This is a genomic window from Bradyrhizobium sp. CCGUVB1N3 (assembly GCF_024199925.1).
In the GTDB taxonomy this organism is placed as follows: Bacteria; Pseudomonadota; Alphaproteobacteria; order Rhizobiales; family Xanthobacteraceae; genus Bradyrhizobium.
The window spans coordinates 6,046,070-6,068,111 of the sequence record NZ_JANADR010000001.1 but is presented as its reverse complement, the minus strand read 5'-3'; the positions used below and the strand labels follow the sequence as shown (position 1 = coordinate 6,068,111).

The 22,042-nt window shown below is 64.9% G+C and carries 21 protein-coding genes, 1 tRNA gene and 1 pseudogene; 14 read left to right on the top strand and 9 right to left on the bottom strand.

Features of this window, described 5'->3' with window-relative positions; all coding sequences use genetic code 11:
- The first annotated feature begins 106 nt into the window (after positions 1-106).
- The 3 genes from NLM33_RS28935 to NLM33_RS28925 all read left to right on the top strand — a co-directional run bounded on the left by NLM33_RS28935 (position 107) and on the right by NLM33_RS28925 (position 4,431).
- Positions 107-598: a (2Fe-2S)-binding protein gene (locus NLM33_RS28935; RefSeq protein ID WP_254101190.1), complete on the top strand. Its 492-nt coding sequence runs from the start codon at positions 107-109 to the stop codon at positions 596-598.
- Positions 595-2,877 (top strand): xanthine dehydrogenase family protein molybdopterin-binding subunit, encoded by a 2,283-nt coding sequence (locus tag NLM33_RS28930; RefSeq protein WP_254101188.1) that lies wholly within the window; start codon positions 595-597, stop codon positions 2,875-2,877. The genes NLM33_RS28935 and NLM33_RS28930 overlap by 4 nt, the downstream gene beginning before the upstream one ends.
- A 459-nt stretch (positions 2,878-3,336) precedes the next feature.
- Positions 3,337-4,431 (top strand): HD-GYP domain-containing protein, encoded by a 1,095-nt coding sequence (locus NLM33_RS28925; RefSeq protein WP_254101186.1) that lies wholly within the window; start codon positions 3,337-3,339, stop codon positions 4,429-4,431.
- 184 nt (positions 4,432-4,615) lie between these two features.
- Here the strand turns inward: NLM33_RS28925 and NLM33_RS28920 are convergent, their stop codons facing one another.
- Entirely contained in the window at positions 4,616-5,026 is a 411-nt protein-coding gene (locus tag NLM33_RS28920; RefSeq protein WP_254101184.1) for a VOC family protein, read from the bottom strand.
- 103 nt (positions 5,027-5,129) lie between these two features.
- Here NLM33_RS28920 and NLM33_RS28915 point away from each other — a divergent pair, with 103 nt between their 5' ends.
- The 4 genes and pseudogenes from NLM33_RS28915 to NLM33_RS28900 all read left to right on the top strand — a co-directional run bounded on the left by NLM33_RS28915 (position 5,130) and on the right by NLM33_RS28900 (position 7,820).
- The gene (locus NLM33_RS28915) at positions 5,130-6,104 is read left to right on the top strand and encodes a tripartite tricarboxylate transporter substrate binding protein (protein WP_254101182.1); all 975 of its coding nucleotides are present in this window, start codon (positions 5,130-5,132) and stop codon (positions 6,102-6,104) included.
- Positions 6,105-6,273: 169 nt separating this feature from the next.
- Positions 6,274-6,723 (top strand): helix-turn-helix transcriptional regulator, encoded by a 450-nt coding sequence (locus NLM33_RS28910; RefSeq protein ID WP_254101180.1) that lies wholly within the window; start codon positions 6,274-6,276, stop codon positions 6,721-6,723.
- A gap of 11 nt (positions 6,724-6,734) precedes the next feature.
- Positions 6,735-7,067: pseudogene (locus NLM33_RS28905) on the top strand (SRPBCC domain-containing protein); the annotation flags it as partial.
- Between the two features lie 15 nt (positions 7,068-7,082).
- Positions 7,083-7,820: a DUF899 domain-containing protein gene (locus NLM33_RS28900; RefSeq protein WP_254101178.1), complete on the top strand. Its 738-nt coding sequence runs from the start codon at positions 7,083-7,085 to the stop codon at positions 7,818-7,820.
- 181 nt (positions 7,821-8,001) lie between these two features.
- Here NLM33_RS28900 and NLM33_RS28895 read toward each other — a convergent pair whose 3' ends face one another.
- Positions 8,002-9,243, bottom strand: coding sequence for a S1C family serine protease (locus tag NLM33_RS28895; protein ID WP_254101176.1), 1,242 nt, complete (start codon positions 9,241-9,243; stop codon positions 8,002-8,004).
- 202 nt (positions 9,244-9,445) lie between these two features.
- On the opposite strand from NLM33_RS28895, the gene NLM33_RS28890 reads away from it, so the two are divergent.
- From NLM33_RS28890 to NLM33_RS28875, 4 genes are all read left to right on the top strand, one after another.
- A complete protein-coding gene (locus NLM33_RS28890; RefSeq protein WP_254101174.1) occupies positions 9,446-10,063 on the top strand; it encodes a hypothetical protein in 618 nt (205 codons plus the stop codon).
- A complete protein-coding gene (locus NLM33_RS28885; RefSeq protein ID WP_254101172.1) occupies positions 10,050-10,424 on the top strand; it encodes a transcriptional regulator in 375 nt (124 codons plus the stop codon). Before NLM33_RS28890 ends, NLM33_RS28885 begins: the two co-directional genes overlap by 14 nt.
- Positions 10,425-10,452: 28 nt before the next feature.
- Positions 10,453-11,184, top strand: coding sequence for a di-trans,poly-cis-decaprenylcistransferase (locus NLM33_RS28880; protein ID WP_254101170.1), 732 nt, complete (start codon positions 10,453-10,455; stop codon positions 11,182-11,184).
- A 109-nt stretch (positions 11,185-11,293) separates the two neighbouring features.
- A complete protein-coding gene (locus tag NLM33_RS28875) occupies positions 11,294-11,779 on the top strand; it encodes a cyclic nucleotide-binding domain-containing protein (RefSeq protein ID WP_254101168.1) in 486 nt (161 codons plus the stop codon).
- Here NLM33_RS28875 and NLM33_RS28870 read toward each other — a convergent pair.
- Positions 11,718-12,545, bottom strand: a complete 828-nt coding sequence (locus NLM33_RS28870) for a metallophosphoesterase (RefSeq protein ID WP_254101166.1) — start codon at positions 12,543-12,545, stop codon at positions 11,718-11,720. The genes NLM33_RS28875 and NLM33_RS28870 overlap by 62 nt on opposite strands.
- Positions 12,546-12,785: 240 nt before the next feature.
- Between NLM33_RS28870 and NLM33_RS28865 the strand changes: the two genes are divergently transcribed.
- The 3 genes from NLM33_RS28865 to NLM33_RS28855 all read left to right on the top strand — a co-directional run bounded on the left by NLM33_RS28865 (position 12,786) and on the right by NLM33_RS28855 (position 14,786).
- Positions 12,786-13,472, top strand: coding sequence for a DNA-3-methyladenine glycosylase I (locus NLM33_RS28865; RefSeq protein ID WP_254101164.1), 687 nt, complete (start codon positions 12,786-12,788; stop codon positions 13,470-13,472).
- A gap of 54 nt (positions 13,473-13,526) precedes the next feature.
- Complete coding sequence (locus NLM33_RS28860; RefSeq protein ID WP_254101162.1) at positions 13,527-14,267, top strand: SDR family oxidoreductase; 741 nt, start codon at positions 13,527-13,529, stop codon at positions 14,265-14,267.
- 225 nt (positions 14,268-14,492) lie between these two features.
- The gene (locus tag NLM33_RS28855; RefSeq protein ID WP_254101160.1) at positions 14,493-14,786 is read left to right on the top strand and encodes a hypothetical protein; all 294 of its coding nucleotides are present in this window, start codon (positions 14,493-14,495) and stop codon (positions 14,784-14,786) included.
- Positions 14,787-14,826: 40 nt separating this feature from the next.
- On the opposite strand, the gene NLM33_RS28850 is transcribed toward NLM33_RS28855, so the two are convergent.
- The 6 genes from NLM33_RS28850 to NLM33_RS28825 form a co-directional block, all read right to left on the bottom strand.
- Positions 14,827-14,903 (bottom strand) — tRNA-Arg (locus tag NLM33_RS28850).
- 158 nt (positions 14,904-15,061) lie between these two features.
- On the bottom strand, positions 15,062-18,163 hold the full coding sequence (locus NLM33_RS28845; protein ID WP_371929997.1) for an EAL domain-containing protein: 3,102 nt from the start codon (positions 18,161-18,163) through the stop codon (positions 15,062-15,064).
- Positions 18,164-18,356: 193 nt separating this feature from the next.
- Entirely contained in the window at positions 18,357-19,442 is a 1,086-nt protein-coding gene (locus tag NLM33_RS28840) for a branched-chain amino acid ABC transporter permease (RefSeq protein ID WP_254101156.1), read from the bottom strand.
- Positions 19,439-20,449, bottom strand: coding sequence for a branched-chain amino acid ABC transporter permease (locus NLM33_RS28835; RefSeq protein WP_254101154.1), 1,011 nt, complete (start codon positions 20,447-20,449; stop codon positions 19,439-19,441). The genes NLM33_RS28840 and NLM33_RS28835 overlap by 4 nt, the downstream gene beginning before the upstream one ends.
- Entirely contained in the window at positions 20,446-21,168 is a 723-nt protein-coding gene (locus NLM33_RS28830) for an ABC transporter ATP-binding protein (protein WP_254101152.1), read from the bottom strand. The genes NLM33_RS28835 and NLM33_RS28830 overlap by 4 nt, the downstream gene beginning before the upstream one ends.
- A complete protein-coding gene (locus NLM33_RS28825; RefSeq protein ID WP_254101150.1) occupies positions 21,165-21,941 on the bottom strand; it encodes an ABC transporter ATP-binding protein in 777 nt (258 codons plus the stop codon). The genes NLM33_RS28830 and NLM33_RS28825 overlap by 4 nt, the downstream gene beginning before the upstream one ends.
- Between the last annotated feature and the right edge of the window lie 101 nt (positions 21,942-22,042).

Sequence of the window (22,042 nt, the reverse complement as noted above, 5' to 3'; positions counted from 1 at the left end):
ACGAACGCGATCATTCTTGCGCGCAAGGCCGATGCCAGCCCGGTGGGTGTCGGCCATACAAGTTGCCGCCGTAAGCGGCTTCATGCACCGGCAGGGGAAGAAAACCATGCCTACTCTCACCATCAACGGGCGGAGTATGTCCGTGGATGCGGCGAACGATACGCCGCTCCTTTGGGCGATCCGCGAGCAATTGCAGATGACCGGCACGAAATTCGGCTGTGGTGCCGGTCTGTGCGGCGCCTGCACCGTGCACGTCAACGGCGAAGCTGTCCGCTCGTGCCAGACCATGGTCGGCGACGTCGCCGGCAAGAAGATCACCACCATCGAAGGCCTCTCCACCAAGGGCGATCACCCCTTGCAGAAGGCGTGGGTCGCCGAGCAGGTGCCGCAATGCGGCTACTGCCAGTCCGGGCAGATCATGCAGGCCGCGTCGCTGCTGGCGAAGAATGCCAATCCGACCAAGGAAGAGGTCGTGGCGCATATGGACGGCAATCTCTGCCGTTGCATGACCTATTCGCGGATCCAGAAGGCAATCATGCGGGCCGCAACCGAGATGCGCACCGCATCCGCCGCCGGCAACGAGCGGAGGCCCACATGAATCAGCACGTGAAGAACGTCACCCCCGAGACGGTTGATCTCAGCCGTCGCTCGTTCCTGGTCGGTACCGCGGCCACCGGCCTCGTGCTCGGTTATGCCGGCGTGCCCGGCATCAGCGATGCGCTTGCCGCACCCTCGAACTTCGAGCCCAGCGTCTGGTACGCGATCTCGCCGGAAGGTCTCGTCACCGTGACCTGCGGCAAGGCCGACATGGGCCAGCACATCGCCTCCACCATGGCGCAGATCGTCTGCGAGGAGCTGGGCGCGAAGTGGAGCGATATGCGCGTGCAGCTCGCCTCCAACGATCCGAAGTTCAACGACCCCGTGCTGGGTGCGCAGATCACCGGCGGCAGCTGGTCGACCATGATGAACTTCGACGCCATGAGCCGCGCCGGCGCCGCCGGCCGTATGGCGCTGGCGGACGCCGCCGCAACCGCGATGGGCGTGCCGGCAGGCGAGCTCGTGGTGCGTGATTCCGTGATCGCGCATCCGAAGTCGAAGAAGCAGATGAGCTTTGCCGAGATCGTCAAGAGCGGCAAGGCGACCAAGACCTTTACGGCCGACGACCTCAAGGCCATCAAGCTGAAGACGCCGGATCAGTACACCATGGTCGGTGTCTCGGTGCCGCAGCTCGACATCCCCTCCAAGACCAACGGCACGGCCAAGTATGGCATCGACGTCATGCTGCCGGGCATGGCCTACGGCAACGTCGTCACCCCGCCGGTGCGCTTCGGCGCCACGGTGAAATCGGTCGACGACAGCGACGCCAAGAAGGTGCCGGGCTTCATCAAGGCCGTGATCGTCGACGACAAGACGCAGACCACCTCGGGCTGGGTCGTCGCGGTGGCCAACACCTACGCGCAGGCCCGCAAGGCGGCGGACGCGCTGAAGATCGCCTATGACGGCGGTCCGAACGCAAAGCTGTCGAGCCAGTCGTTGCTGGACGAGGCGAAGCGGCTCCAGGGCCTCGACGATTCCGGCCAGTTCTTCGTCAAGGACGGTGATCCCTCTGCGGCGTTCGGCTCGGCGGCCAAGGTGCTGGAGGCGGAGTACACCACCAGCATCAACATCCACGCGCCGATGGAGCCGATGAACGCCACTGCGGAGTTCAAGGGCGACATCCTGCATATCTATTCCGGCAACCAGTTCGCGACGCGCTCCGGCGCGATCGCCGCCGGTGCCGCCGGGATCGATCCGAAGTTCGTGGTCATGCACCAGATGTGGCTCGGCGGTGGCTTCGGCCGCAGGCTCGATGCCGACATGATGGTGCCGGCGGTGCAGGCGGCCAAGGCAGTCGGCAAGCCGGTCAAGGTGATCTACTCACGCGAGAACGACATGACGATGGATTTCTCGCGTCCGCTCACCTATCAAAAAGTAAAGGCTGGCATGGACGGCGACGGCAAGCTCGTCGCGCTCAGCCACGACGTGGTCTCGGCCTGGCCGACCCAGCGTTGGGGAATCCCCGATTTCCTGTCGCCCTCGGTCGACAAGAAGGGTCCGCTTGACTCCTTCACCGTGAACGGGTCGGACTTCTTCTACACCGTGCCCAACCACTATGTGCGGGCGATCAAGAACGAGATGGCGCACAACGCCACCCCGTCCGGTCAGCTCCGCTCGGTGGCGCCGGGTTGGACCTTCTGGGCCGTCGAAAGCATGATCGACGAGATCGCGGCTGCGACGGGCAAGGATCCCGCCCAGCTCCGCATCTCGCTGCTCGACGGCGCGGGCAAGAACGACGGCGGCGCGCAGCGGCTGCGCAACACGCTGCTCGCCGCGATGGGCCTTGCCGGCTACGGCACCAAGAAGCTGCCGAAAGGCGAGGGCATGGGTGTGGCCTGCGTGTCGTCGCAGGAACGCGCCACCGCAAGCTGGACGGCGTGCGTCGCGCACGTCGCCGTCGCGCCCTCGGGCGAGGTGACCGTGAAGAAGCTCACGGTCGCGACCGACGTCGGCACGCAGGTGCATCCCGACAACATCCGCGCCCAGGTCGAGGGTGCGGCGCTGTGGGGCCTGTCGCTTGCGATGTACGAGAAGGCGACGCTGAAGGACGGTGGCATCGAGCAGACCAACTTCGACAGCTACACGCCCTTGCGCATGAGCCAGATGCCGGAGGTCGCGGTTGCCGTGATCGCCAACGGCGAGAAGGCGACCGGCGTCGGCGAGCCCGCGGTGACGGTAGTCGCCCCGGCCATCGGCAACGCCATCTTCAACGCCTCGGGCGCCCGCGTCCGCAGCCTGCCGATCACGGCCGAAGCCGTGAAGGCGAACATGAAGGCGTAAGGCAGGCCACCGGCTGCAATTGAGACGATCCGCCGGAGGGCAACCTCCGGCGGATTTTTTTGCGCTCCGTCTTGCCAACACTCCGCGTCATGCCCCGCGAACCGAAGGGGCATCCAGTACGCCACGGCCACTCCGTATCCTCGCACTGCCTCTGGAATACTGGATCACCCGCTTTCGCGGGTGATGACGGCGGGGAGTGGGGCGGGCCATCGCGCGCGGTCTCCTTGGCCGACCTGGCAAATGGTCTCGGCAGCTGCCACGCTACTTTGCATGGGGTTGTTTTCGATATTTTGGATCGGCCCCGACAGCACCCCGGCAAAATCCCTCAAATTTGAGCAAACCCCGCAGGTTCCCGTTCAGCACGCGCATTAAGGGCCGGAGAACCTGATGTCGCTAGGGTGGTGCAGTCGAGCGCAGTGCTCTTTTCGGTTGCCTGTTTCAGTTGCTTTTGGGGAAGCCATGACCGCCTCAGCCAAACCCGCCGCCAAACGCAGGCTCCTGCTGGCCTCCGACCGCAGCGACCAGAGCAGCGAGCTCGCCCACATCCTGCAGTCGGTCGGCGAGGTCGCAACGGTCTCGACCCAGGAAATCCCCGAGCAGCCGGCGCGCGATCTCTCCGGCATCGTCGTCGACATCAATTTGCGCTCGTCCGAGAGCGTGCAGCGGGTGCGCAACAAGCTGCGCGGCGACGCCTATCGTTCGATGCCGCGGCTGTTCGTGCTGGCGGATGCGCTCCACCACGGCACCATGCAGGCCTGGGCGCTGGGCGCCACCGACACGATCTCGCGGCCGCTGCAGCCCGAGGCCATCTTGCAGCGCATCCGCGCCGCGTTTCCGGACACCACCACTTACGACTCCAGCGATCGCGGCAAGACGCTGAACCGCGGCGTCGAGGCGGCGCATGGCGTGCTGGCGAAAATGTTCGAGAAGCTGCCGCTCGGCGTGCCCCTGACCTTCGACGACGTCGTCGCGGCCGAGAGCAAGATCCTCAAGGCCATCAAGCATTCCTCGCTGCGCGAGTGGCTGACCACCGTCGGCTGCCACCATGTCGGCAGCTACCGGCACTGCCTGTTCGTCACCGGCTTTGCGGTCGCCTTCGCGCAGCATCTCGGCATGCGCGAGGACGACCAGCGCCGCCTGACCCGCGCGGCTTTGCTGCACGACGTCGGCAAGGCCTTCGTGCCGTCACAGCTGCTGGATAAGCCCGGCAAGCTCACCGACGAGGAGATGGACGAGGTCCGCCAGCATCCGCGCCGCGGTTACGAGGCGCTCGCGGCGCAGGGTGGCTTCCCGCCGGAAATGCTCGATGTGGTGCTGCACCACCACGAGTTCCTCGACGGCAGTGGCTATCCGAACAAGCTCTCATCGAACCAGATTAGCGACATCGTCCGCCTGACGACCATCGTCGACATCTACGCCGCGCTGGTCGAGAAGCGCGCCTACCGCTTGCCCTTCACCCACTCCCGCGCCTTCGCGATGCTGGAAGGCATGGGCGGCAAGCTGGACCAGCAGCTCGTGCAGGCCTTTCGCCCGGTGGCGCTGGGATCGTTCTGACGAAACATTCTCCGCTGCCGTAGGGTGGGCAAAGGCGCGTAGCGCCGTGCCCACCACTTAGGTCCAGATTCGTGGAAAGAGGGTGGGCACGCTTCGCTTTGTCCACCCTACGGCAGCGTGCCACCGGTTACCCACTGACGCACCGCCCCGGAATGACGACCTGCCTCATGAACGCCAGCCCACCTCAATCCTCATACGACGAAATCTCGATCAGGCTGCCGTCCGGATCGCGGCAATAGACCGAGCGCAAGGTGCCTCGGGCACCCTGCTTGGCCACCGGGCCTTCCTCGATCGCGACGCCATTCGCCGTCAGATGCGACACCACCTCGTCGGGCGTGGACGCGGTAAGGAAGCACAGATCCTCGCTGCCGGCGGTGACATGGTCCGCGGTGAACCACTCCACCTTGTGGGCGTCGCGCGGCCGGACGTTGATCTTCTGCTGCCCGAACACCAGCGAGGTCCGCGGCGCTTTGCCGCCGCCCGGGTCGAACACCCTCACTTCCATGCCGAGGATTCTGCGGTACCACTCGGCGGTAGCTGCGACATCTGCGACGTTGATGACGAGGTGATCGAGGGCCTGGACCTTGACGGACATGCCTTATCCTTTCGTCGCAATGCAGGTAGCGCACTTCTCGTTGCTGGCGCGCCTTGTTACAACGCGCTGCCTTCAAGAACAACAAACCGGGAGAAGACTTCAGATGATCACACGCCGCACTGCGCTCGGCCTGCTCGCCGCCGGTCCGCTTGCAACCACGCCGCTCTCAAGGGCCTTTGCGGCGGATTATCCGGCGCGGCCGGTGAAATGGGTCGTCGGCTATCCGCCGGGAGGCGCCACCGATATCCTGGCGCGATTGATCGGCCAGCGGCTGTCGGAAAAGTTCGGCCAGCAATTCGTGATCGAGAACAAGCCCGGCGCCGGCAACAACATCGGCACCGAGTCGGTCGTCAATGCCGAGCCTGACGGCTATACGCTGCTGCTGGTCAACCCGGCCAACTACATCAACGCCTCGCTCTACGCCAATCTCAAGTTCAACTTCGTGCGCGACATCGCGCCGGTTGCTTCGTTCCAGCGCGTGCCGAACGTGATGACCGTGAACAAGGACGTGCCGGCGAAGAACGTCGCCGAGTTCATCGAATATGTGAAGGCCAACCCCGGCAAGGTGAACATGGCCTCTTCGGGCAACGGCACCTCGGTGCATCTGTCGGGCGAGATGTTCATGGCGATGACCGGCTGCAAGATGCAGCACGTGCCCTATCGCGGCGCCGCGCCAGCGATCACCGACATGCTGGGCGGCCAGGTGCAGGTGATCTTCGACAACATGCCCTCGATCATCCAGCACATCCGCTCCGGTTCGCTTCGCGCGCTTGGCGTCACCACGGCCGACCGCTCCTCGCAACTGCCCGACGTGCAGGCGATCGCGGAAACCGTTCCGAATTACGAGGCGAGCGCGCTGTTCGGCATGGGCGCGCCGAAGAACACGCCGAAGGAGATCATCGCCAAGCTCAACGGCGAGATCAACACGATCATGAAGGAGCCCGACATGACCAAGCGCCTGGTCGAGCTCGGCGGCGAGCCGCTCGTACAGACGCCGGACGCGTTCGGCGACATGATCAAGGCGGAGACCGATAAGTGGAAGAAGGTCGTCGAGTTCGCCGGCCTGAAGGTCGAGTAGCAACCTCGGCTGGCGCATCACGACGCCGACGAAGCCCCGCCGCGAGGCGGGGCTTTTTCATGTGCGGGCCGGAACGGGTTCCAGGCCTGCGCGTGATCACGCACTCGTGCGGAGGATTATGCGCGCGGTCCTGCTTGACGTCCTCGCGCTTCCGCCTATACTAAACCATATGTTTAAGTATCAGGTCGAGACGCTGGACCGAACCTTTGCGGCGCTGTCCGATCCGACGCGGCGCGCGCTGCTGGCGCGGCTCGTCGAGGAGGACGGCCTGTCGGTGAGCGAGCTGGCCGCGCCGTTTTCGATCTCGCTGCCCGCGATCATGAAGCATCTCGAGGTGTTGTCGGATGCAGGCCTGATCGTGCGGGAGAAGACCGGGCGGACGGTCGCCTGCCGGCTCACCGCGCAGCCGATGGAGCAGGCGATGAACTGGCTCAATCGCTACGCGCGCTTCTGGTCCGACAATTTCGATCGCCTTGCAGCTTTTGTGGAGGAAGACCCATGGCCGTCGACCAAGCAGCCGCAACCCGCGCCGGCGAACGTCCAAGCCTCACCCTCACGCGCCGGCTCCGCGCGAAGCCGGAAAGGGTCTACGCCGCGTGGACGCAGGCCGAGCAGCTAGCGCAGTGGTTCGGCCCGCCGAACATGAAGCCCGCGACGGTGCAGGCCGACCTCGACGTCCGCACCGGCGGCCGCTACCGGATCAGCTTCGTCCGCGACGACGGCGAATATTTCGAGGCCGGCGGGATCTACCGCGAGGTCGTGCCGAACGAGCGGCTGGTGTTCTCCTGGGCCTGGCACTCGACGCCGGAACGGGAGTCGCTCGTCACCATCTCGTTCAAGCCCGACAACGGCGGCACGCTGATGATCTTCCATCATGCCCAGTTCTTCGACGAAACCGCACGCGACAACCATCAGCGCGGCTGGAGCTCGTTCTTCGACAAGCTCGACGCTTTCGTCGCCTGATCAACGGAGCCCGTCATGCAGCAACATCGGATCGTTTCCCGCCAAGAGTGGATCGCGGCGCGCAAGGCCCATCTGGCACATGAGAAGGAGTTCAGCCAGGCGCGCGAGCGTCTCGCGGAGGAGCGCCGCCAGCTACCCTGGGTCAAGCTCGACAAGACCTATGTGTTCGACGGACCGGCCGGGAAGGTTGCGTTCGCTGACCTGTTCAGGGGACGTCCGCAGCTCGTCGTACAGCACGTGATGTTCGCGCCCGACTGGGAGGCGGCCTGCAAGAGCTGCTCGTTCTGGGTCGACGGTTTCGAGCGCATGGTGCCGCATCTTGCCGCGCGCGACACCACCATGGTCGCGATCTCGCTCGCGCCGGTCGCCAAGCTCGAGGCGTTCAAGAAACGCATGGGCTGGACGTTCGATTGGGTCTCCTCGGGCGGCAATGACTTCAACCATGACTTTGGCGTGACGTTCACGCGTGACGAGATCGCCAACGGCGAGCCGAAGTACAATTTCGGCACCACGCCGTTCTACGGCCCCGAGCTGCCCGGCATCAGCGTGTTCTTCCGCGACGAGGCCGGCACCGTCTTCCACACCTACTCCTGCTTTGCCCGCGGTCTCGACATGATGAACGCGGCCTATCAGTACCTCGACCTCACCCCGCTCGGCCGTCACGAGGAAGGTCTGCCCTATCCGATGGACTGGGTGCGGCTGCGCGACCAGTACGCGCCCGATGCGGCGAAGGCGGGTTGCTGTCATAGCTAGAGCCCCGGATGGGCTGCCGTAGGGTGGGCAAAGGCGCGAAGCGCCGTGCCCACCGTCTCTCCGAGGTTGCCGACCAAAGAGGTGGCACGCTTCCGCCTTCGCTCTTCGAGCTACGGCGGACAAGTCGCTTTGCCCGCCCTGCGGCCGCTGAGTGGATGGGATCGCCCCGAATACCTAACTGCTACCGCTTCGCGTCGGCCTGCTCTGTCCCCGTGCACGAGATCAGCATCGTATAGGCGCGGGCGTTGCCGGCGATGTCGGTGGTCTTGAGCTCGCCTTTCGGCTCGGCGGTCTGGTAGGGCACCACGGAATTGTCGAGGAAGTCGCGCACCGCGCCGGTCTTGATCGCGAAGTTGATGTTCTCGGGGATCGTTCCCGTCGCCTTCATCAGCGTCCTTGCATCGAGCTTCGCCACGACGACGCCGACCAGCTGGCCGGACGTATCGAACAGCGGGCCGCCGCTGTTGCCCGGCTGGACGGCCGCGCTGATCTGGAGGTGACGGGTGTCGTTGAGGATGCCGCTGAGCGAGCTCACGATGCCCGTCGTGACCGTGAAGTCGGAAGTCAAAAGGCCATGATAGGGAAAGCCGATCGCCACGACGGAATCGCCGGAGCGGATTGAACGATCGCGGATCTTGGCAAAGTCCTTGAACGTTGCCGTCGCCGGCGCCTGGAGCAGCGCCAGATCGTTGACTGCATCACGCGACACCACGCGCAGCACCATCGTCGCTTCGCCGGTGAGGTTGCCCTTGATGTCCCCGACGCAGCCCTCGATGACATGGTGGTTGGTCACGATGTGCCCGTTGGCGCTTGCGACGAAGCCCGTGCCGCTGAAGCTCGCGGTCTTGCCAGGCTTGCCGGCGGGCGGTGCCGCCGGCTTCTCGGCCGTCGCCGGCTTCGCCGCGACCTTGGTGAAATCGCCGGCCTTGCTGAGCCCGTCGGCCTTGACCTTGGTGACGCAATTGGCCAGCGCCGCGATCACGGGCCCGCTCGATGTCAACTGGAATTGCAGGACGGTGTGGCCGGCCGTCGCGACCATCAGGCTCGCCTTCTGAAACGACCGCACGACATTCGGTGGCATGATCGCGGTGAGCATGTCGGATCGATTGGCTGTGGCAAACACACGCGCTTGCTCCTGGCCGTCGAAGATCACGTCGATCGCGGCGTTTTCGCCCTTGTTGAATTTGTAGCCGGGACTGGCGAAGCTCAGCAGCCATGAGCCCGCTGCATTCTGGGCAACGACCAGAATGACGCCGTTGGCATAGGGCGCCGTCGCTGCGCAATGCGAGAACGCGCCGGACTCATCATTGCTGAACGCGCCGCCGACCCAATTGCCGATATTGACGGAGCCGAACGGCCCCGCGGCATTGGCAAACCCGACCAGAACAACGTGCAGCACGCACGCAACGGCCCACTTCAACATTGCAAAGCCCCCGGAACGCTTCTTGTGCCGCATCTTATCTGTCCGATCCGCCGATGCGCAACCGGCAGTTGTCCGGAGCCGGCCGTCGCCCGGTCGGACGACGGCGCCCTTGCTTTTACTTTGCAGTACGGTATACTTTGCATTACAAAGTAAACGACACCCCGAATGGGGGGTGAGGGTGGAGCGAGGCTCGACGTTGCAGATGCCCGATCTCGACAAGGCGCTGGCGGATATCGTGGCGATCCGGAGCCAGATCGCAGCCGGCACCGCCTTTCGCGGCTATGGCCCCGCGACGATGGCCGCAACAGGCGCGCTGGCGCTGATCACCGCCATCCTGCAATATCTCTTCATCGACAACCCGACCGCTGATCCGCTCGCGTTCTTCCTCGGCTGGGGTCTTGCGGCGGCGCTCTCCGGCGCCACGATCTGGATCGAGATGCGCGCGCGCTCGCGCCGCCATCACTCCGGCCTTGCCGATGCCATGATCTACCAGGCGGTCGAGCAGTTTTTGCCGGCCGGTGTCGCAGGCGTGCTGCTCGCGGTGGTGTTGTGGAAGTTCTCGGCCGAGACGCTCTGGCTGCTGCCGGGCCTCTGGCAGATCCTGGTGTCGCTCGGCATTTTCGCCTCCGTCCGCTCGCTGCCCCGCGGCGTGGCGCTTGCGGGCGCCTGGTATTTCGTGTCGGGCTTCGCGGTCGTCGTGCTGGCGAGCCAGACCCACACGCTCTCGCCCTGGACCATGGGTCTGCCCTTCGTGATCGGGCAGTCGGCGATGGCCGTCATTCTCTATGTTGCGTCCGGAGACCATGATGTCGAAGACTGAAAGTGCGCCCTTCTCCTATGAAGGGCTCGACCGCGTCATCCACGAGAAGGCGAGACTCGGCCTTTTGACCTCGCTGATGGCGCATCCGAAGGGACTCGCCTTCGCCGATCTCAAGCAGCTTTGTGGCCTGACCGACGGCAATCTCAGCCGGCATCTCGCCGTGTTGCAGGAGGCGGGCCTCGTCGACGTCACCAAGGGCTACGAAGGCAACCGTCCCCACACCACCTGCCGGTTGACCAAGGCCGGTCGCCGCCGCTTCCTCGACTATCTCACCGTGCTCGAACGCCTGGTGCGCGATGCCGCCAAGGCCGCCGGCCGCGAGGCGCCGCCGCTCGGCCGCCTCGGCATCATCTCGACCTGATCCCCCTTTTTTGACCGGAGACTTTGCGATGCAAAGCGACGTCACGCAGGCAAACGACAAGCTTCACGTCGGCATCATCATGGACGGCAATGGAAGGTGGGCGACACGGCGCGGCCTGTCACGCATCCGCGGCCACGAGGCCGGCGTCGAGGCGATCAGGCGCATCGTCGAAACCGCACCCAGGCGGGGCATCGGCACGCTGACGCTCTATGCGTTCTCGACCGACAATTGGCGCCGGCCCAAGGCCGAGGTCGCAGCGCTGATGACGCTGCTCCGCTTCTATCTTGCCAACGAGGTGCAGAGCCTGGTCAAGAACGGCGTGCGGCTCTCCGTGATCGGCCGCCGCGATCGCCTGCCCGAGGGCATTGCCGCGGCGATTGCCGGCGCCGAGCGCGCGACCGCCCATGGCAACGCGCTGCATCTGCGCATCGCCGTCGACTATTCGGCGCGCGACGCCATCCTCAACGCCGCCGCCAAGGCCGCCGCGCTGACGAGTCTCACCCGCGAGGCCTTCTCGCAGCTCGTCACCGGCGAGGCGTCCTTGCGCGACGTCGATCTCATCATCCGCACCTCCGGTGAGAAGCGGCTGTCGGACTTCCTGTTGTGGGAGGGCGCCTATGCCGAGCTGCACTTCACCGAGCGGATGTGGCCCGAATTCGATGCCGGCGATCTCGCCGAGGCGCTCGCCTCCTTCCAGCGCCGGGAACGCCGCTTCGGTGGGTTGCAGTCCTTGCCGCTGGAGCCCGCGCCGAGCCTGTGATGCGATGCGGCATGGTGGCCGATGCCGAAAAGTTGAGCAGCGTCGCTGCTTTTATCCCTTCGACGCCGGTCGCGCCGGTGCCTAGTCTCGGGCCGACGGGGATATCGATATGCGCGCAGTCCTGGACTATTGCACTGGCGGAACGCAGCGGCAGGCCCCGGCGGGTACGCTGATCCTGACCGAGGGCGGCGCCTCCGGGCACCTCTACGTGCTGATGGAAGGCAAGCTCGAGGTGATCAAGGGCGGCACCGTGGTTGCGACCATTACTGATCCAGGCGCCGTGTTCGGCGAGATGTCGGTGCTGCTCCAACAGCCGCATACCGCGACGGTGCGCGCCAGCGTCGATTCCGTCATCTACGAGTTCGACGATGCCGCCTCGTTCCTCATTCAGAAGCCGGAGGTCGCGCTTCTGCTCGCGCGCTTGCTGGCGCAGCGGCTCAATGTCGCCAATACCTATCTTGCCGATCTCAAGCGGCAATATGCCGGCCAAGGCAACCATCTGGCGATGGTCGGAGACGTCTTGCAAAGCATGATCAACCTGCCGCCGCAGGAGGTTTCGCCAGGCTCGGATCGGCAATCCGATCCAAGGATGTGAGCCAGTCTGGCGCCTCGGCGACCGCCGCCGCGGGCCGCCGTAGGGGTGCATCGAGATCGATCCATTGCGCTTCGCCCGCCGCGAGCCAGAACGCTTTGGCTGCGTCGAGATCCAGCACGATGTGGGTCGGCGGCCGGCCGTGCTGGAGGCCGGCATTGAACACCCAGGTGGTGCCGAGCCGGTCGTACCACGAGCCGTCGGTGATGAAGGGCGATTGGTGCACATGGCCCGAGATCACCATCGCCGGCTGGTACTGCGCGATCCATTGCACGAGATCGACGTCGCCGAAGAAGCGCTTGCCGCCCCAGCTCGTCGGCGAATTCGCCGGCGGCGCGTGATGAACCCAGACCCAGCGCTGTGGCCGTCTTGCGGCGGCCTCGCGCAGCTGCTCGGCGATGCGCGCCTTGACCACCGGGCCGTCCCACCACGGGCAGACCGTGAACAGCGTATCGGCGATCCTCAGGTCGTCGCCGTCGCAGGCAATCCCGAGCCCGCGGACGTCAGCGATCCAGCGCGAGATTTTCTCGCCCTCGGCGCTGCGCTCATCGAGGTCATGATTGCCCGAGCACAGGATGACGCGCGTCCGGCGCGCCAGCATCGCCAGGTATTTTTTCACCACCACGATCTGCGCGCGAAAATCCACCATCGATGAAATGTCCAGCGCGTCGCCGGCGAAGATCACCAGGTCGAATTGCGGCGCGGCGCCGACGAGCCAGTCGAGCTGCGGCAGCGAGTAATGCAGGTCGGCGACGACCAGGCAACGCATTGAAAATCCGTCAGGTCGGCAAATTGAAAATGAGAAAGTGCTGGAATTCCAGCGGTAGGAAAAGCAAGAAGCAGACCAGCGTGGTCGGCTTGTGGCCGCGGCAAATTGGCAGAAGGTGGCCAAAGGCAGGTCGTCAAAGCATGTTGCGGCGCGTTGCCGGCTGCGACTGTCCGGTGTCCCAGGGCTGGACCTCCCCGGCGAAGTCTGATGTCGTAGCGCGGCCTCAAGGCTGGTGATTGCATGACCTCGTTCAAGACCATTCGCGCCCGGGCCGAGAAGCGCAAGGGCGGGCCCAGGCAGCTCGAGAAGCTGCTGCCGGCGAAGCCCGATGCAAAGGCGCTGACAAAACTGCCTGACGATCGCATTCTCGCGGAGATGACCAAGCGGGTGTTTTGCGCCGGCTTTGCCTGGAGTGTGATCGATTCGAAATGGGACGGCTTTGAGCAGGCCTTCCTGCGCTTCCAGCCGGCCAAGCTGAGCTTTCAGCCCGAGGACTACTGGGAAGGTTTGATGCGCGACGCCCGCATCGTGCGCAACGGCGCAAAGATCCTGTCGGTGCGCGAGAACGCCGCCTTCGTGCAGGCGATCGCAAAAGAGCACGGCAGCTTCGGCAAGTTTTTGGCGAAGTGGCCGTCCTCGGACGAGGTCGGCCTGCTCGATCTCCTTGCCAAGCGCGGCAGCAGGCTCGGGGGCAACACCGGCCAGATGCTGCTGCGCTTCGTCGGCTGGGACGGCTTCGTCACCTCCAGGGACGTCGTCGCATGCCTGCGCGATGCCGGCCTCGACATCGCCGAGGAGGTGAAGTCGAAGGGCGACCTCGCCAAGGTGCAGGCGCAGTTCAACGCCTGGGCCACGGAGACGGGCCTGCCCTATGCACACCTCTCGCGCATCTGCGCGTTGTCGGTCGGGGAAAACCGCGGGGAGTGACGACCGCCACGCCGCGGCAGGCGCCGGACGAAGCGCCCAACAAGGAGAACACCCATGGCAAAAGATCTGGCAAAAGATCTGGAAGGCAAGGTTGCCGTCGTGACGGGGGCTGCGTCGGGCATTGGCCTCGCGAGCACCGAGGCGATGCTGGCCGCGGGCGCGCGCGTGGTGCTGGTCGACCGCGATGCCGCAGCCCTGAAGGCCATCTGCAACAGGCTTGGCGACGCCGCGATCCCACTCGTCATCGACCTGCTCGACCCGAAGGACTGCGCCACCCTGCTGCCGCGCGTCCTGGAGAAGACCGGTCAGCTCGACATCCTGCACGCCAATGCGGGCACGTATATTGGTGGCGACCTCGTCGATGCCGACAGCACCGCGATCGACCGGATGCTGAACCTGAACGTCAACGTCGTGATGAAGAACGTCCACGACGTGCTCCCTCACATGATCGAACGCCGGAGCGGCGACGTCATCATCACGAGCTCGCTGGCGGCCCATTTTCCGACGCCATGGGAGCCCGTCTATGCATCGTCCAAATGGGCGATCAACTGTTTCGTGCAGACGGTGCGGCGCCAGGTGTTCAAGCACGGCATCCGCGTGGGATCGATTTCGCCCGGGCCCGTCATCACCGCGCTGATCGCGGACTGGCCGCCGGAGAAGCTGAAGGAAGCGAGGGACTCCGGGAGCCTGCTCGAGGCCAGCGAAGTCGCCAGCGTGGTGATGTTCATGCTGACGCGGCCACGGGGCATGACCATTCGCGACGTGGTCATGCTGCCTACCAATTTCGATCTCTAACCACATCCTGTGGCCGTCCCGCGACGGATCGTCCCAATCGTGCACATAGCGCGGCAATCTCGTGCCGTAAGCGCGGTATGTGCAACCGGGGGCTCCTCGAATGCTTCGCCAAGGAACATTTGCGCGCGGGCTTTGTTCGGGAGTCTGAGCCGGGCGGACTGGCCTAGGGGCCGAAACCCGCCATGGACAAGTCGAAAACCGCATCAGCAAGAAATGGAGCGGCTCATGAAGCTGAATGCCATCCAGGTCAAGGAGACCATGAAACAGTTGGGCGCCCAGGTGCTTCCCGATGGACACCCGGCCGTGCCTCAACTCAACGACCTGTTCGGAGACCACACGTTCTTCGTCGACGAAAGCGGGCTGAAAGTGCTGGAGCCCACTGACTCATCCGAGATGGAGAGCCGGACCGGCGAAGTCGTCAGCCTCGCCGATTGGAGCGATCCGGAACTGACGAGCCTCAGGGCGCACGAGCCGGAGCCCACCGGCGTGATCGTGGTGTTCGAGCCGATCAAGCATTGAGCAAGGCTTTGGCCGGTCCAATCGTGCTTCGGCCCGTTGCTGGCGCACCCGACACGATTCGAACGTGTGACCTTTGCCTTCGGAGGGCAACGCTCTATCCAGCTGAGCTACGGGTGCAGTGGGGCCCCATTTAGCCGATTGGCGCGGGGTCGGCAACCTCTGCCGGGCGTCCTTCTCAGCCCCGGGCGGACCTGCGCCGCCGGGGCCGGAACCTCCCGAATCCCGCGATCAAGGCCGGCAAATTCGGTCTTGGGGGAGGCGGGAAAACGCCGGCTTCAAGCCACCGCCGCCACTTGCGCACTGCTCGGGCCGAACAGTTTTCGTACCTCGGTCGCGGCCTTCGGCGCGCTGAACAGATAGCCCTGCATCTCGGTGCAGCCGAGGTTGCGCAGCATCTCGCGCTGCGCCTCGGTCTCGACGCCTTCGGCGACGGTGGTCATGTCGCTGGCGCTGGCGATGTTGACCACCGCCTGGACGATGACAGGCGCGCCGCTCGTCTCGGCGATGTCGGCAACGAAGCAGCGGTCGATCTTGATCTTGTCGAACGGGAATCGCTTCAGATAGCTCAGCGAGGAATAGCCAGTGCCGAAATCGTCGAGCGCGATGCGCACGCCGATCGAACGGAGCTGATGCAGGATCGCGAGCGCCGCCTCGTCGTCGCGGATCAGCACGGCCTCGGTGATCTCGAGCTCGAGGCGGCACGGATCGAGGCCGGAGGCGGCGAGCGCGCTCGCAATCTTCAGCGCCAGCGTTCCGCATTTGAGCTGCACCGGCGAGACGTTGACGGCAATCCGCACGTGGCGGGGCCAGCTTGCGGCCTCGGTGCAGGCCGTACGCAGCACCCAGTCGCCGAGCTCGTTGATCAGGCCGGTATCTTCCGCCACGGGAATGAACTCGGCCGGCGAGACCATGCCGCGCTCGGGGTGGCGCCAGCGCAGCAGCGCCTCGCAGCCGGAGACCTCGCCAGAGCGCAAATTGACCAGCGGCTGGTAGTGAAGCTCGAAACCGCCGTCGACCAGGGCCTGGCGCAGATCCTGCTCCATGGCAAGACGCGCCTTGGCACACGCATCCATCGCCGGCACGAAGAAGCGGTAGGTGCGGCGGCCTTCTGCCTTGGCGCCGTACATCGCGAGGTCGGCATTCTTGACGAGCTGGTCGAGATCGGTGCCATCCTGCGGCGCCAGCGCGATGCCGATCGAGGCGTCGGTCGAGAGCTGATGGCCGAGACAGTGGTAGGGCCGCCGGATCGCCTCGTGGATCCGCGTCACGAAGGCCAGCACGTCGGTGGACGTCTCGATCCCAGTCTGAATCACCGCGAACTCGTCGCCGCCGAGCCGCGCGATGAGGTCGCCCGGCTTGAGGCAGGTGCGGATGCGGGCCGCGACCGCCTTCAGCAGTTCGTCGCCGACGTGATGGCCGAGCGAATCGTTGATGCCCTTGAATTCGTCGACGTCGATGTAGAGCAACGCGAACTGCTCGCCACCGGCGACCTTCTCGAGCTCGCGCTCGATCTGCTCGCGGAACAGCACGCGGTTCGGCAGATCGGTCAGCGCGTCGTAATGCGCCATATGCGCGATCTTCTCGTCGGCGCGCCGCCGCTCGGTCACGTCCTCGATGACATTGATGATATAGCGCGGCTCGCCGGCCTTGTCGCGGATGCCGATGCGCTTGGAGATGACGTAGCGGTGGTCGCCGGTCCTGGTTTCCCAGGCCTGCTCACCCAGGATCAGGCCCTCGGGCGATTGCAGCAGGCCGTCGTCGTCGCGGGTGACGGTCTCGGCGTCTGCTGGTGGAAGAATGTCGAAGGCCGTCTTGCCGACGATCGTCATGCCCGATTCCCCGAACACCTCCTCGGCAATCCGGTTAACCAGCAGATATTGCCGCGTGCGGGCGTCCTTCACCGTGATCTGCGAGGGGATATGGTCGATGATCTCGCGCAGGAAGGTGAAATTGCGGTCGCGCTCCTGCTCCAGGTTTCGCCGCTCGGTGATATCCTCGATCGTGGCGACCCACCCGCCTTGCGCAAGCGGGGTGTTGATGACCTGGAAGGCGCGGCCGTTCGCGAATTCATGGATACTCGTGGAGACCTTGCCCTCGGCGACGATCTTCATGACGCCGGCGCAAAATTCCTCGACGTTGCCGTCGAACGTCCCGCGCTCCTTGCGATGATACATCGCCTCGTGGATGTGGCAGCCGGGTTTGATGACGTCCGTGGATAGGCCGAACATGTCGGCATAGCGCCGGTTGCAGGTGACGATGTGTCCCGTGGCGTCGTAGAGGATCAGGCCCTGCGACATGTTGTTCAGGGCGGTGTCGAGCCGCAGCCTTTCGGACTCGATCCGCGCTTGCGTCGCGCGATTTTGGCCGCTGATCTGGCGGATGATGAAATAGAGGATGAGTGCGATGATCGTCGCTACGAGCGTGGCCGCGATGATCAAGAAGCGGGTTTGCTCGCGCCAATCCGCAAGCGCCGATTCCATCGTATTGGTTGCGATAATGATGATCGGAAAATGCACGAGCGGCGCGCCGGCGCCCAGCCGCCCCTGGCCGTCGACCGGGCTCTTCTCGATCCGCAGCGTCTGCCGATCGCCCTTGGCCGCGATCTTCTGCAGCAGCGGTGCGTTGGCGTAACTCTTTCCGATCAACTCCTCGACATGCGGGTAGCGCGCCAGCATCGTGCCGCTGCGGTCGAACAGCGTGATAGCCGCGCCGCTGCCGAGCACGACGGAGGAGAAATACTTCTGATAGCTCGCAGGGTCGATCCGGCGCACCATGACGCCGAGGAGTTCGCCCTGCGGGCTGGTCAGCCGTCGCGCCACCACCGTGGTCCACTTGCCGATGAGAAGGCTGCGCACGGTCTCCAGCAGCACCGGCTCGGACTGGGGATTGGACTTGAAAGTCTGGAAATAGGCGCGTGACGAGACGTTGAGCTTCGGCAGCGGCTCGTTTCGCGACCAGTTGATGATGTCCCCGTTGGTGTCATAGATCGCGATGTCGCCGAGATAGTTCACGGCGCTGATCTTGTTCGCGAGCATGCGACGGGCTTCATCGCTCGACATGCGCTCGCGGAACATCTCGGGCGAAGAGATGTCAGGCAGGTTCATCTGCGTGATCAGGTCGGCTGCGACGGTCTCGGAATCCTCGAACTGCTGATCGAAGTGGCGGGTCAGCAGCAGGACCGTGTTCTCCAGCTCGCGTTCGTTGTTGACGAGTGCGCGCTCGCGGAAGTCGCCGATCACCATGGTGGTGACGACGAAGATGCCGGCAACCAGCAGCGCGCCGCACAGCGTCAGCCACAGCACGGGTCCGCGCCGAACGGCAGCGTCCCAGCCGCCTTTTGCGGCCGCGGATATTCTGCTCGTGATCTTGGACGACATCCGGCGCATTCCCCCTCCCTGGGGGAACAGGCATACTATGCACAAATGGCCCAACCCTTAGGAAAGCCGGTTATTTAAGGCTTAATCGGGCGGCGCTATTGTCCGGGTCGATGGCGAGAGCGGACTATCCTGCATCGCCTTCAGCTTGCGCGTTGCACACATGAAACGGAGCAACCGCGTTGTTAATGCCGACTTAATGCGATGCGTCTTTAGCTGGCTTGGCGCCGGCATTGCGCAGGCGTCCGACCACGCCGGTCGGAAAGAAGTAGACGCTGGCAATGAAGAGTAGCCCGAGCCACAACAGCCAGCGATCCGGGTGCAACAGGCCCGGCAGCAGCGGCAGGCCGGCGTCCGCCGCTGCCTTCGAGGCAACACCCATCAGCGACTGAAGATAGTTTTGCGCGAGGATGAAGATGGTCGCGCCGATGATCGCGCCGTAGATCGTGCCCATGCCGCCGATCACGACCATCAGGAGAATGTCGAGCATGATCGAGAAGCTGAGCGAGGTGTCGGGCCCGGCATAGCGTAGCCAAAGTGCATTCAAAATGCCGGCGCTGGCGGCGACCAGCGCTGCGAGGCAATTGGCGTAGGTGAGGTGGAAGACGGTGCGGAAGCCGAGCGCCTCGGCGCGAAAGCGGTTCTCGCGGATCGCCTGGAGCACGCGGCCGAACGGTGAGTTCACCACGCGCAGCAGCGCGAGGATCATCAGGGCTGATGCTGCGAAGACCAGGTAGAAGGTCAGGGTGCGGCCGTTGAACTCGAAGCCCGCAAAACTCTTCGGGATCAGCACGGTGCCGGGTCGCAGCAATTCCGGCAGCTGAAAGCTCCGCCCGTCCTCGCCGCCGGTGAGCCAGGAGAGCTGCGAGGCCAGTACCTGGAAGGCGGAGGCGACCGCAAGCGTGATCATGGCAAAGAAGATCGCCGCGACGCGCAGCGAGAACAGTCCGATGGCAAGCGCCAGCAGCGCCGCGAGCGGCAGGCCGACGACGATACCGGTTACCACCGCCGTCCAGTTCGGTCCCATGGAATAGAGCGCGATCGCGATCGCGTAGCTACCGATGCCGTAGAACATCGTGTGGGCGAACGACACCGAGCCGGTGTAGCCGAGCAGCAGGTCGTAGGAGGCGACCAGCGCCGCAAAGATGCAGATCTTGGCCGCGACGTTCATCGCCTTGGCGCCCGGAAACAGGTAGGGCGTCGCCGCCAGCGCCAGGATGATGACGACGAGAATGAGGGTGAGGACGCGACTCCGCGGCGGGTCGCCTGACAGGATCATCATCGGCTGGTCACCGCATAGAGGCCGCGCGGCCGCCACATCAGAACGGCGACCATCAGCAGGATGTTGGAGACGAGGGCGAGTTTCGGCACCAGAAAGCCGCCGTAATTGGCGACCATCGCGACCAGAAGCGCGCCGATGAAGCAGCCGCCGATCGAGCCTAGCCCGCCGATGATGACGACGATGAAGATCAGCACGGTGAGGTCATCGCTCATGGAGGCGTGGACCTGCTCGCGATAGAGCGCCCACATCACGCCGCCCAGGCCGGCGAGCGCCGATCCCGTCATGAACACGCCGAGGAACAGCCGGCGGATGCGATAGCCGAGCGCCTCCACCATCTCGCGGTTCTCGACGCCGGCACGGATCAGAAGCCCGAGCTTGCTGCGGTTGAGCACGAGCTGGATCGCGATGAAGACGACGAGGCCGACCAGCATCGCGAGCAGGCGGTATTTCGCGATCGCGACGTCGCCGATGATGAAGGAGCCGCGCAGCGAGGTGGGCAGCGGCAGCGGGATGATCTGCGGGCCCCACACGGCATAAAGCGTCTGCTCGACGACGATCAGGCCGCCGGTCGTCATCAAAATCTGCTTCAGGTGCTGGCCATAGACGGGGAGGATCAGCACGCGCTCGACGACGAGGCCGAGCGCACCGGACACCGCCATCGCGAGCAGCGCAGCCGGCGCCAGCACGGCAAGGTTCATCAGAAGCGAATCCGCCTGCATTGCGGCCGCGAACGGTAGCAGGATCAGGGTCGCCACATAGGCGCCGACCGCGATGAAGGCGCCGTGGCCGAAATTCAGCGCGTCCATCAGGCCAAACACCAGCGTCAGCCCTGAGGCCATGATGAAGATCATCATGCCCATGGCGAGGCTCGCGGCGGTCAGCGTCAGCCAGGAGCTGGTCGAGCCGACGAAGGGGATCATGACGAGCGCAAGCGCAATCGGCAGCAGGATCGGCGCGAGGTCGCGCTTAGGCTTCGGCAGCGGATCGGTTGCAGCAAGGTCGGTCATTGATGCGCCTCCAGGCTCAGGCCGAGCAGCCGCTCCTGGAGCGGTACGTCGGCGGCGAGCGCCGCCATCTCGCCGCGATGGACGATCTTGCCGTTGTCCATGACCAGCACGCTGTCGCCGAGCTCGCGGGCGGCAAAGAAATTCTGTTCGACCAGGAGAATCGTTGCGCCCTTGCGCTTGATCTCCTTCAGGCATTCGATCAGCGCCATGACGATCGCGGGCGCCAGGCCCTTGGTCGGCTCGTCGATCAGCAAGAGCTTGCGCGGTTCGATGATGGCGCGCGCGATGGACAACATCTGCTTCTGCCCGCCGGAGAGACTACCGGCGCGCGACAGCCAGAAGCGGCGCAGCGCCGGAAAGAAGCCAAAAATCCAGTCGAGCTGGGCGTCGTCGAGCGGGCCGTCGCGCGCCGCCAGCACCAGATTCTCCTTCACCGTGAGGTCGGAGAACACCGCCATGCTCTCCGGCACGTAGCCGACGCCAAGCCGGGCGATATCGGGCGTGGTGCGGCTCTCGATGCGATCGCCGGCGAGGTTGATCTCGCCGGAGGAGGCCTGCCACAGGCCCATGATGGTGCGCAGCGTCGTGGTCTTGCCGGCGCCGTTGCGGCCGAGCAGCATGGTGGTCTGCCCCTGGGCGACCGCGAGGTCGATGCCCTGGAGGATGTGATAGCGGCCGATATGGGTGTGCACGCCGGAGAGTTTTAAGAGCTCGGTCATGCTGCGCCCTCTGCAGCTTTCTTGGGTGCGACGCCGAGATAGGCTTCCTGCACGATCGGGGAAGCGATCACCTCGGCCGGCGGGCCGTCGGCGACGAGCTGGCCGTTATGCAGCACGATGATGCGGTCGGCGAGCGAGCGCACCACATCCATCTTGTGCTCAACCAGGAGAATGATCTTGCTCCTGTCCTGCTTGAGTTGTGCAATGAGATTGAGCACGACCGGCACTTCGTCGATGCTCATGCCCGCGGTCGGCTCGTCGAACATGAAGACCTTCGGCTCGAGCGCGATCATCAGCGCGACCTCGAGCTTGCGCTGGTCGCCATGCGAGAGCGCGGTCGCGGCGACGCCGCGGCGGTTGCCGAGCGCCACCTGGTCGAGGATGCTATCTGCGCGCGCGATCAGGTCGCGCCGAACCATCCACGGCCGCAGCATGTCGTAATGCGTGCCGTTCGCCGCCTGCACCGCGAGGCGGACGTTCTCTTCCACCGTCAGGTTGGGAAACAGATTGGTAAGCTGGAACGCGCGGCCGAGGCCGGCGCGGGTGCGCAGCGGCGCCGAGTGCTCGGTGATGTCGCTGCCGTCGAACAAGATGCTGCCGCTCGACGCGCGCAACTGGCCCGAGATCAGGTTGAAATAGGTGGTCTTGCCGGCGCCGTTCGGGCCGACGATGGCGGTGAGTTCGCCTGGGCGGAACGCACAGGTGACGTTGTTGACTGCGACATGGCCGCCGAAGCGGATGGTGAGGTCGCGGGTTTCGAGAGTCAGGGCCATGGGAGATCGAGTGAATGATGAGATGAAGATGTATACGCGTTCACGCTGCACTCCCTCCCCCGCTTGCGGGGGAGGGCTGGGGAGAGGGTGTCTCCGCAGAC

What these genes read in the sequence shown, in the direction of transcription:
- NLM33_RS28935 (WP_254101190.1), top strand. Translation starts at nt 107, where the DNA reads ATGCCTACTCTCACCATCAACGGGCGGAGTATGTCCGTGGATGCGGCG.
- NLM33_RS28930 (WP_254101188.1), top strand. Translation starts at nt 595, where the DNA reads ATGAATCAGCACGTGAAGAACGTCACCCCCGAGACGGTTGATCTCAGC.
- NLM33_RS28925 (WP_254101186.1), top strand. Translation starts at nt 3,337, where the DNA reads ATGACCGCCTCAGCCAAACCCGCCGCCAAACGCAGGCTCCTGCTGGCC.
- NLM33_RS28920 (WP_254101184.1), bottom strand. Translation starts at nt 5,026, where the DNA reads ATGTCCGTCAAGGTCCAGGCCCTCGATCACCTCGTCATCAACGTCGCA.
- NLM33_RS28915 (WP_254101182.1), top strand. Translation starts at nt 5,130, where the DNA reads ATGATCACACGCCGCACTGCGCTCGGCCTGCTCGCCGCCGGTCCGCTT.
- NLM33_RS28910 (WP_254101180.1), top strand. Translation starts at nt 6,274, where the DNA reads ATGTTTAAGTATCAGGTCGAGACGCTGGACCGAACCTTTGCGGCGCTG.
- NLM33_RS28900 (WP_254101178.1), top strand. Translation starts at nt 7,083, where the DNA reads ATGCAGCAACATCGGATCGTTTCCCGCCAAGAGTGGATCGCGGCGCGC.
- NLM33_RS28895 (WP_254101176.1), bottom strand. Translation starts at nt 9,243, where the DNA reads ATGTTGAAGTGGGCCGTTGCGTGCGTGCTGCACGTTGTTCTGGTCGGG.
- NLM33_RS28890 (WP_254101174.1), top strand. Translation starts at nt 9,446, where the DNA reads ATGCCCGATCTCGACAAGGCGCTGGCGGATATCGTGGCGATCCGGAGC.
- NLM33_RS28885 (WP_254101172.1), top strand. Translation starts at nt 10,050, where the DNA reads ATGTCGAAGACTGAAAGTGCGCCCTTCTCCTATGAAGGGCTCGACCGC.
- NLM33_RS28880 (WP_254101170.1), top strand. Translation starts at nt 10,453, where the DNA reads ATGCAAAGCGACGTCACGCAGGCAAACGACAAGCTTCACGTCGGCATC.
- NLM33_RS28875 (WP_254101168.1), top strand. Translation starts at nt 11,294, where the DNA reads ATGCGCGCAGTCCTGGACTATTGCACTGGCGGAACGCAGCGGCAGGCC.
- NLM33_RS28870 (WP_254101166.1), bottom strand. Translation starts at nt 12,545, where the DNA reads ATGCGTTGCCTGGTCGTCGCCGACCTGCATTACTCGCTGCCGCAGCTC.
- NLM33_RS28865 (WP_254101164.1), top strand. Translation starts at nt 12,786, where the DNA reads ATGACCTCGTTCAAGACCATTCGCGCCCGGGCCGAGAAGCGCAAGGGC.
- NLM33_RS28860 (WP_254101162.1), top strand. Translation starts at nt 13,527, where the DNA reads ATGGCAAAAGATCTGGCAAAAGATCTGGAAGGCAAGGTTGCCGTCGTG.
- NLM33_RS28855 (WP_254101160.1), top strand. Translation starts at nt 14,493, where the DNA reads ATGAAGCTGAATGCCATCCAGGTCAAGGAGACCATGAAACAGTTGGGC.
- NLM33_RS28845 (WP_371929997.1), bottom strand. Translation starts at nt 18,163, where the DNA reads ATGTCGTCCAAGATCACGAGCAGAATATCCGCGGCCGCAAAAGGCGGC.
- NLM33_RS28840 (WP_254101156.1), bottom strand. Translation starts at nt 19,442, where the DNA reads ATGATGATCCTGTCAGGCGACCCGCCGCGGAGTCGCGTCCTCACCCTC.
- NLM33_RS28835 (WP_254101154.1), bottom strand. Translation starts at nt 20,449, where the DNA reads ATGACCGACCTTGCTGCAACCGATCCGCTGCCGAAGCCTAAGCGCGAC.
- NLM33_RS28830 (WP_254101152.1), bottom strand. Translation starts at nt 21,168, where the DNA reads ATGACCGAGCTCTTAAAACTCTCCGGCGTGCACACCCATATCGGCCGC.
- NLM33_RS28825 (WP_254101150.1), bottom strand. Translation starts at nt 21,941, where the DNA reads ATGGCCCTGACTCTCGAAACCCGCGACCTCACCATCCGCTTCGGCGGC.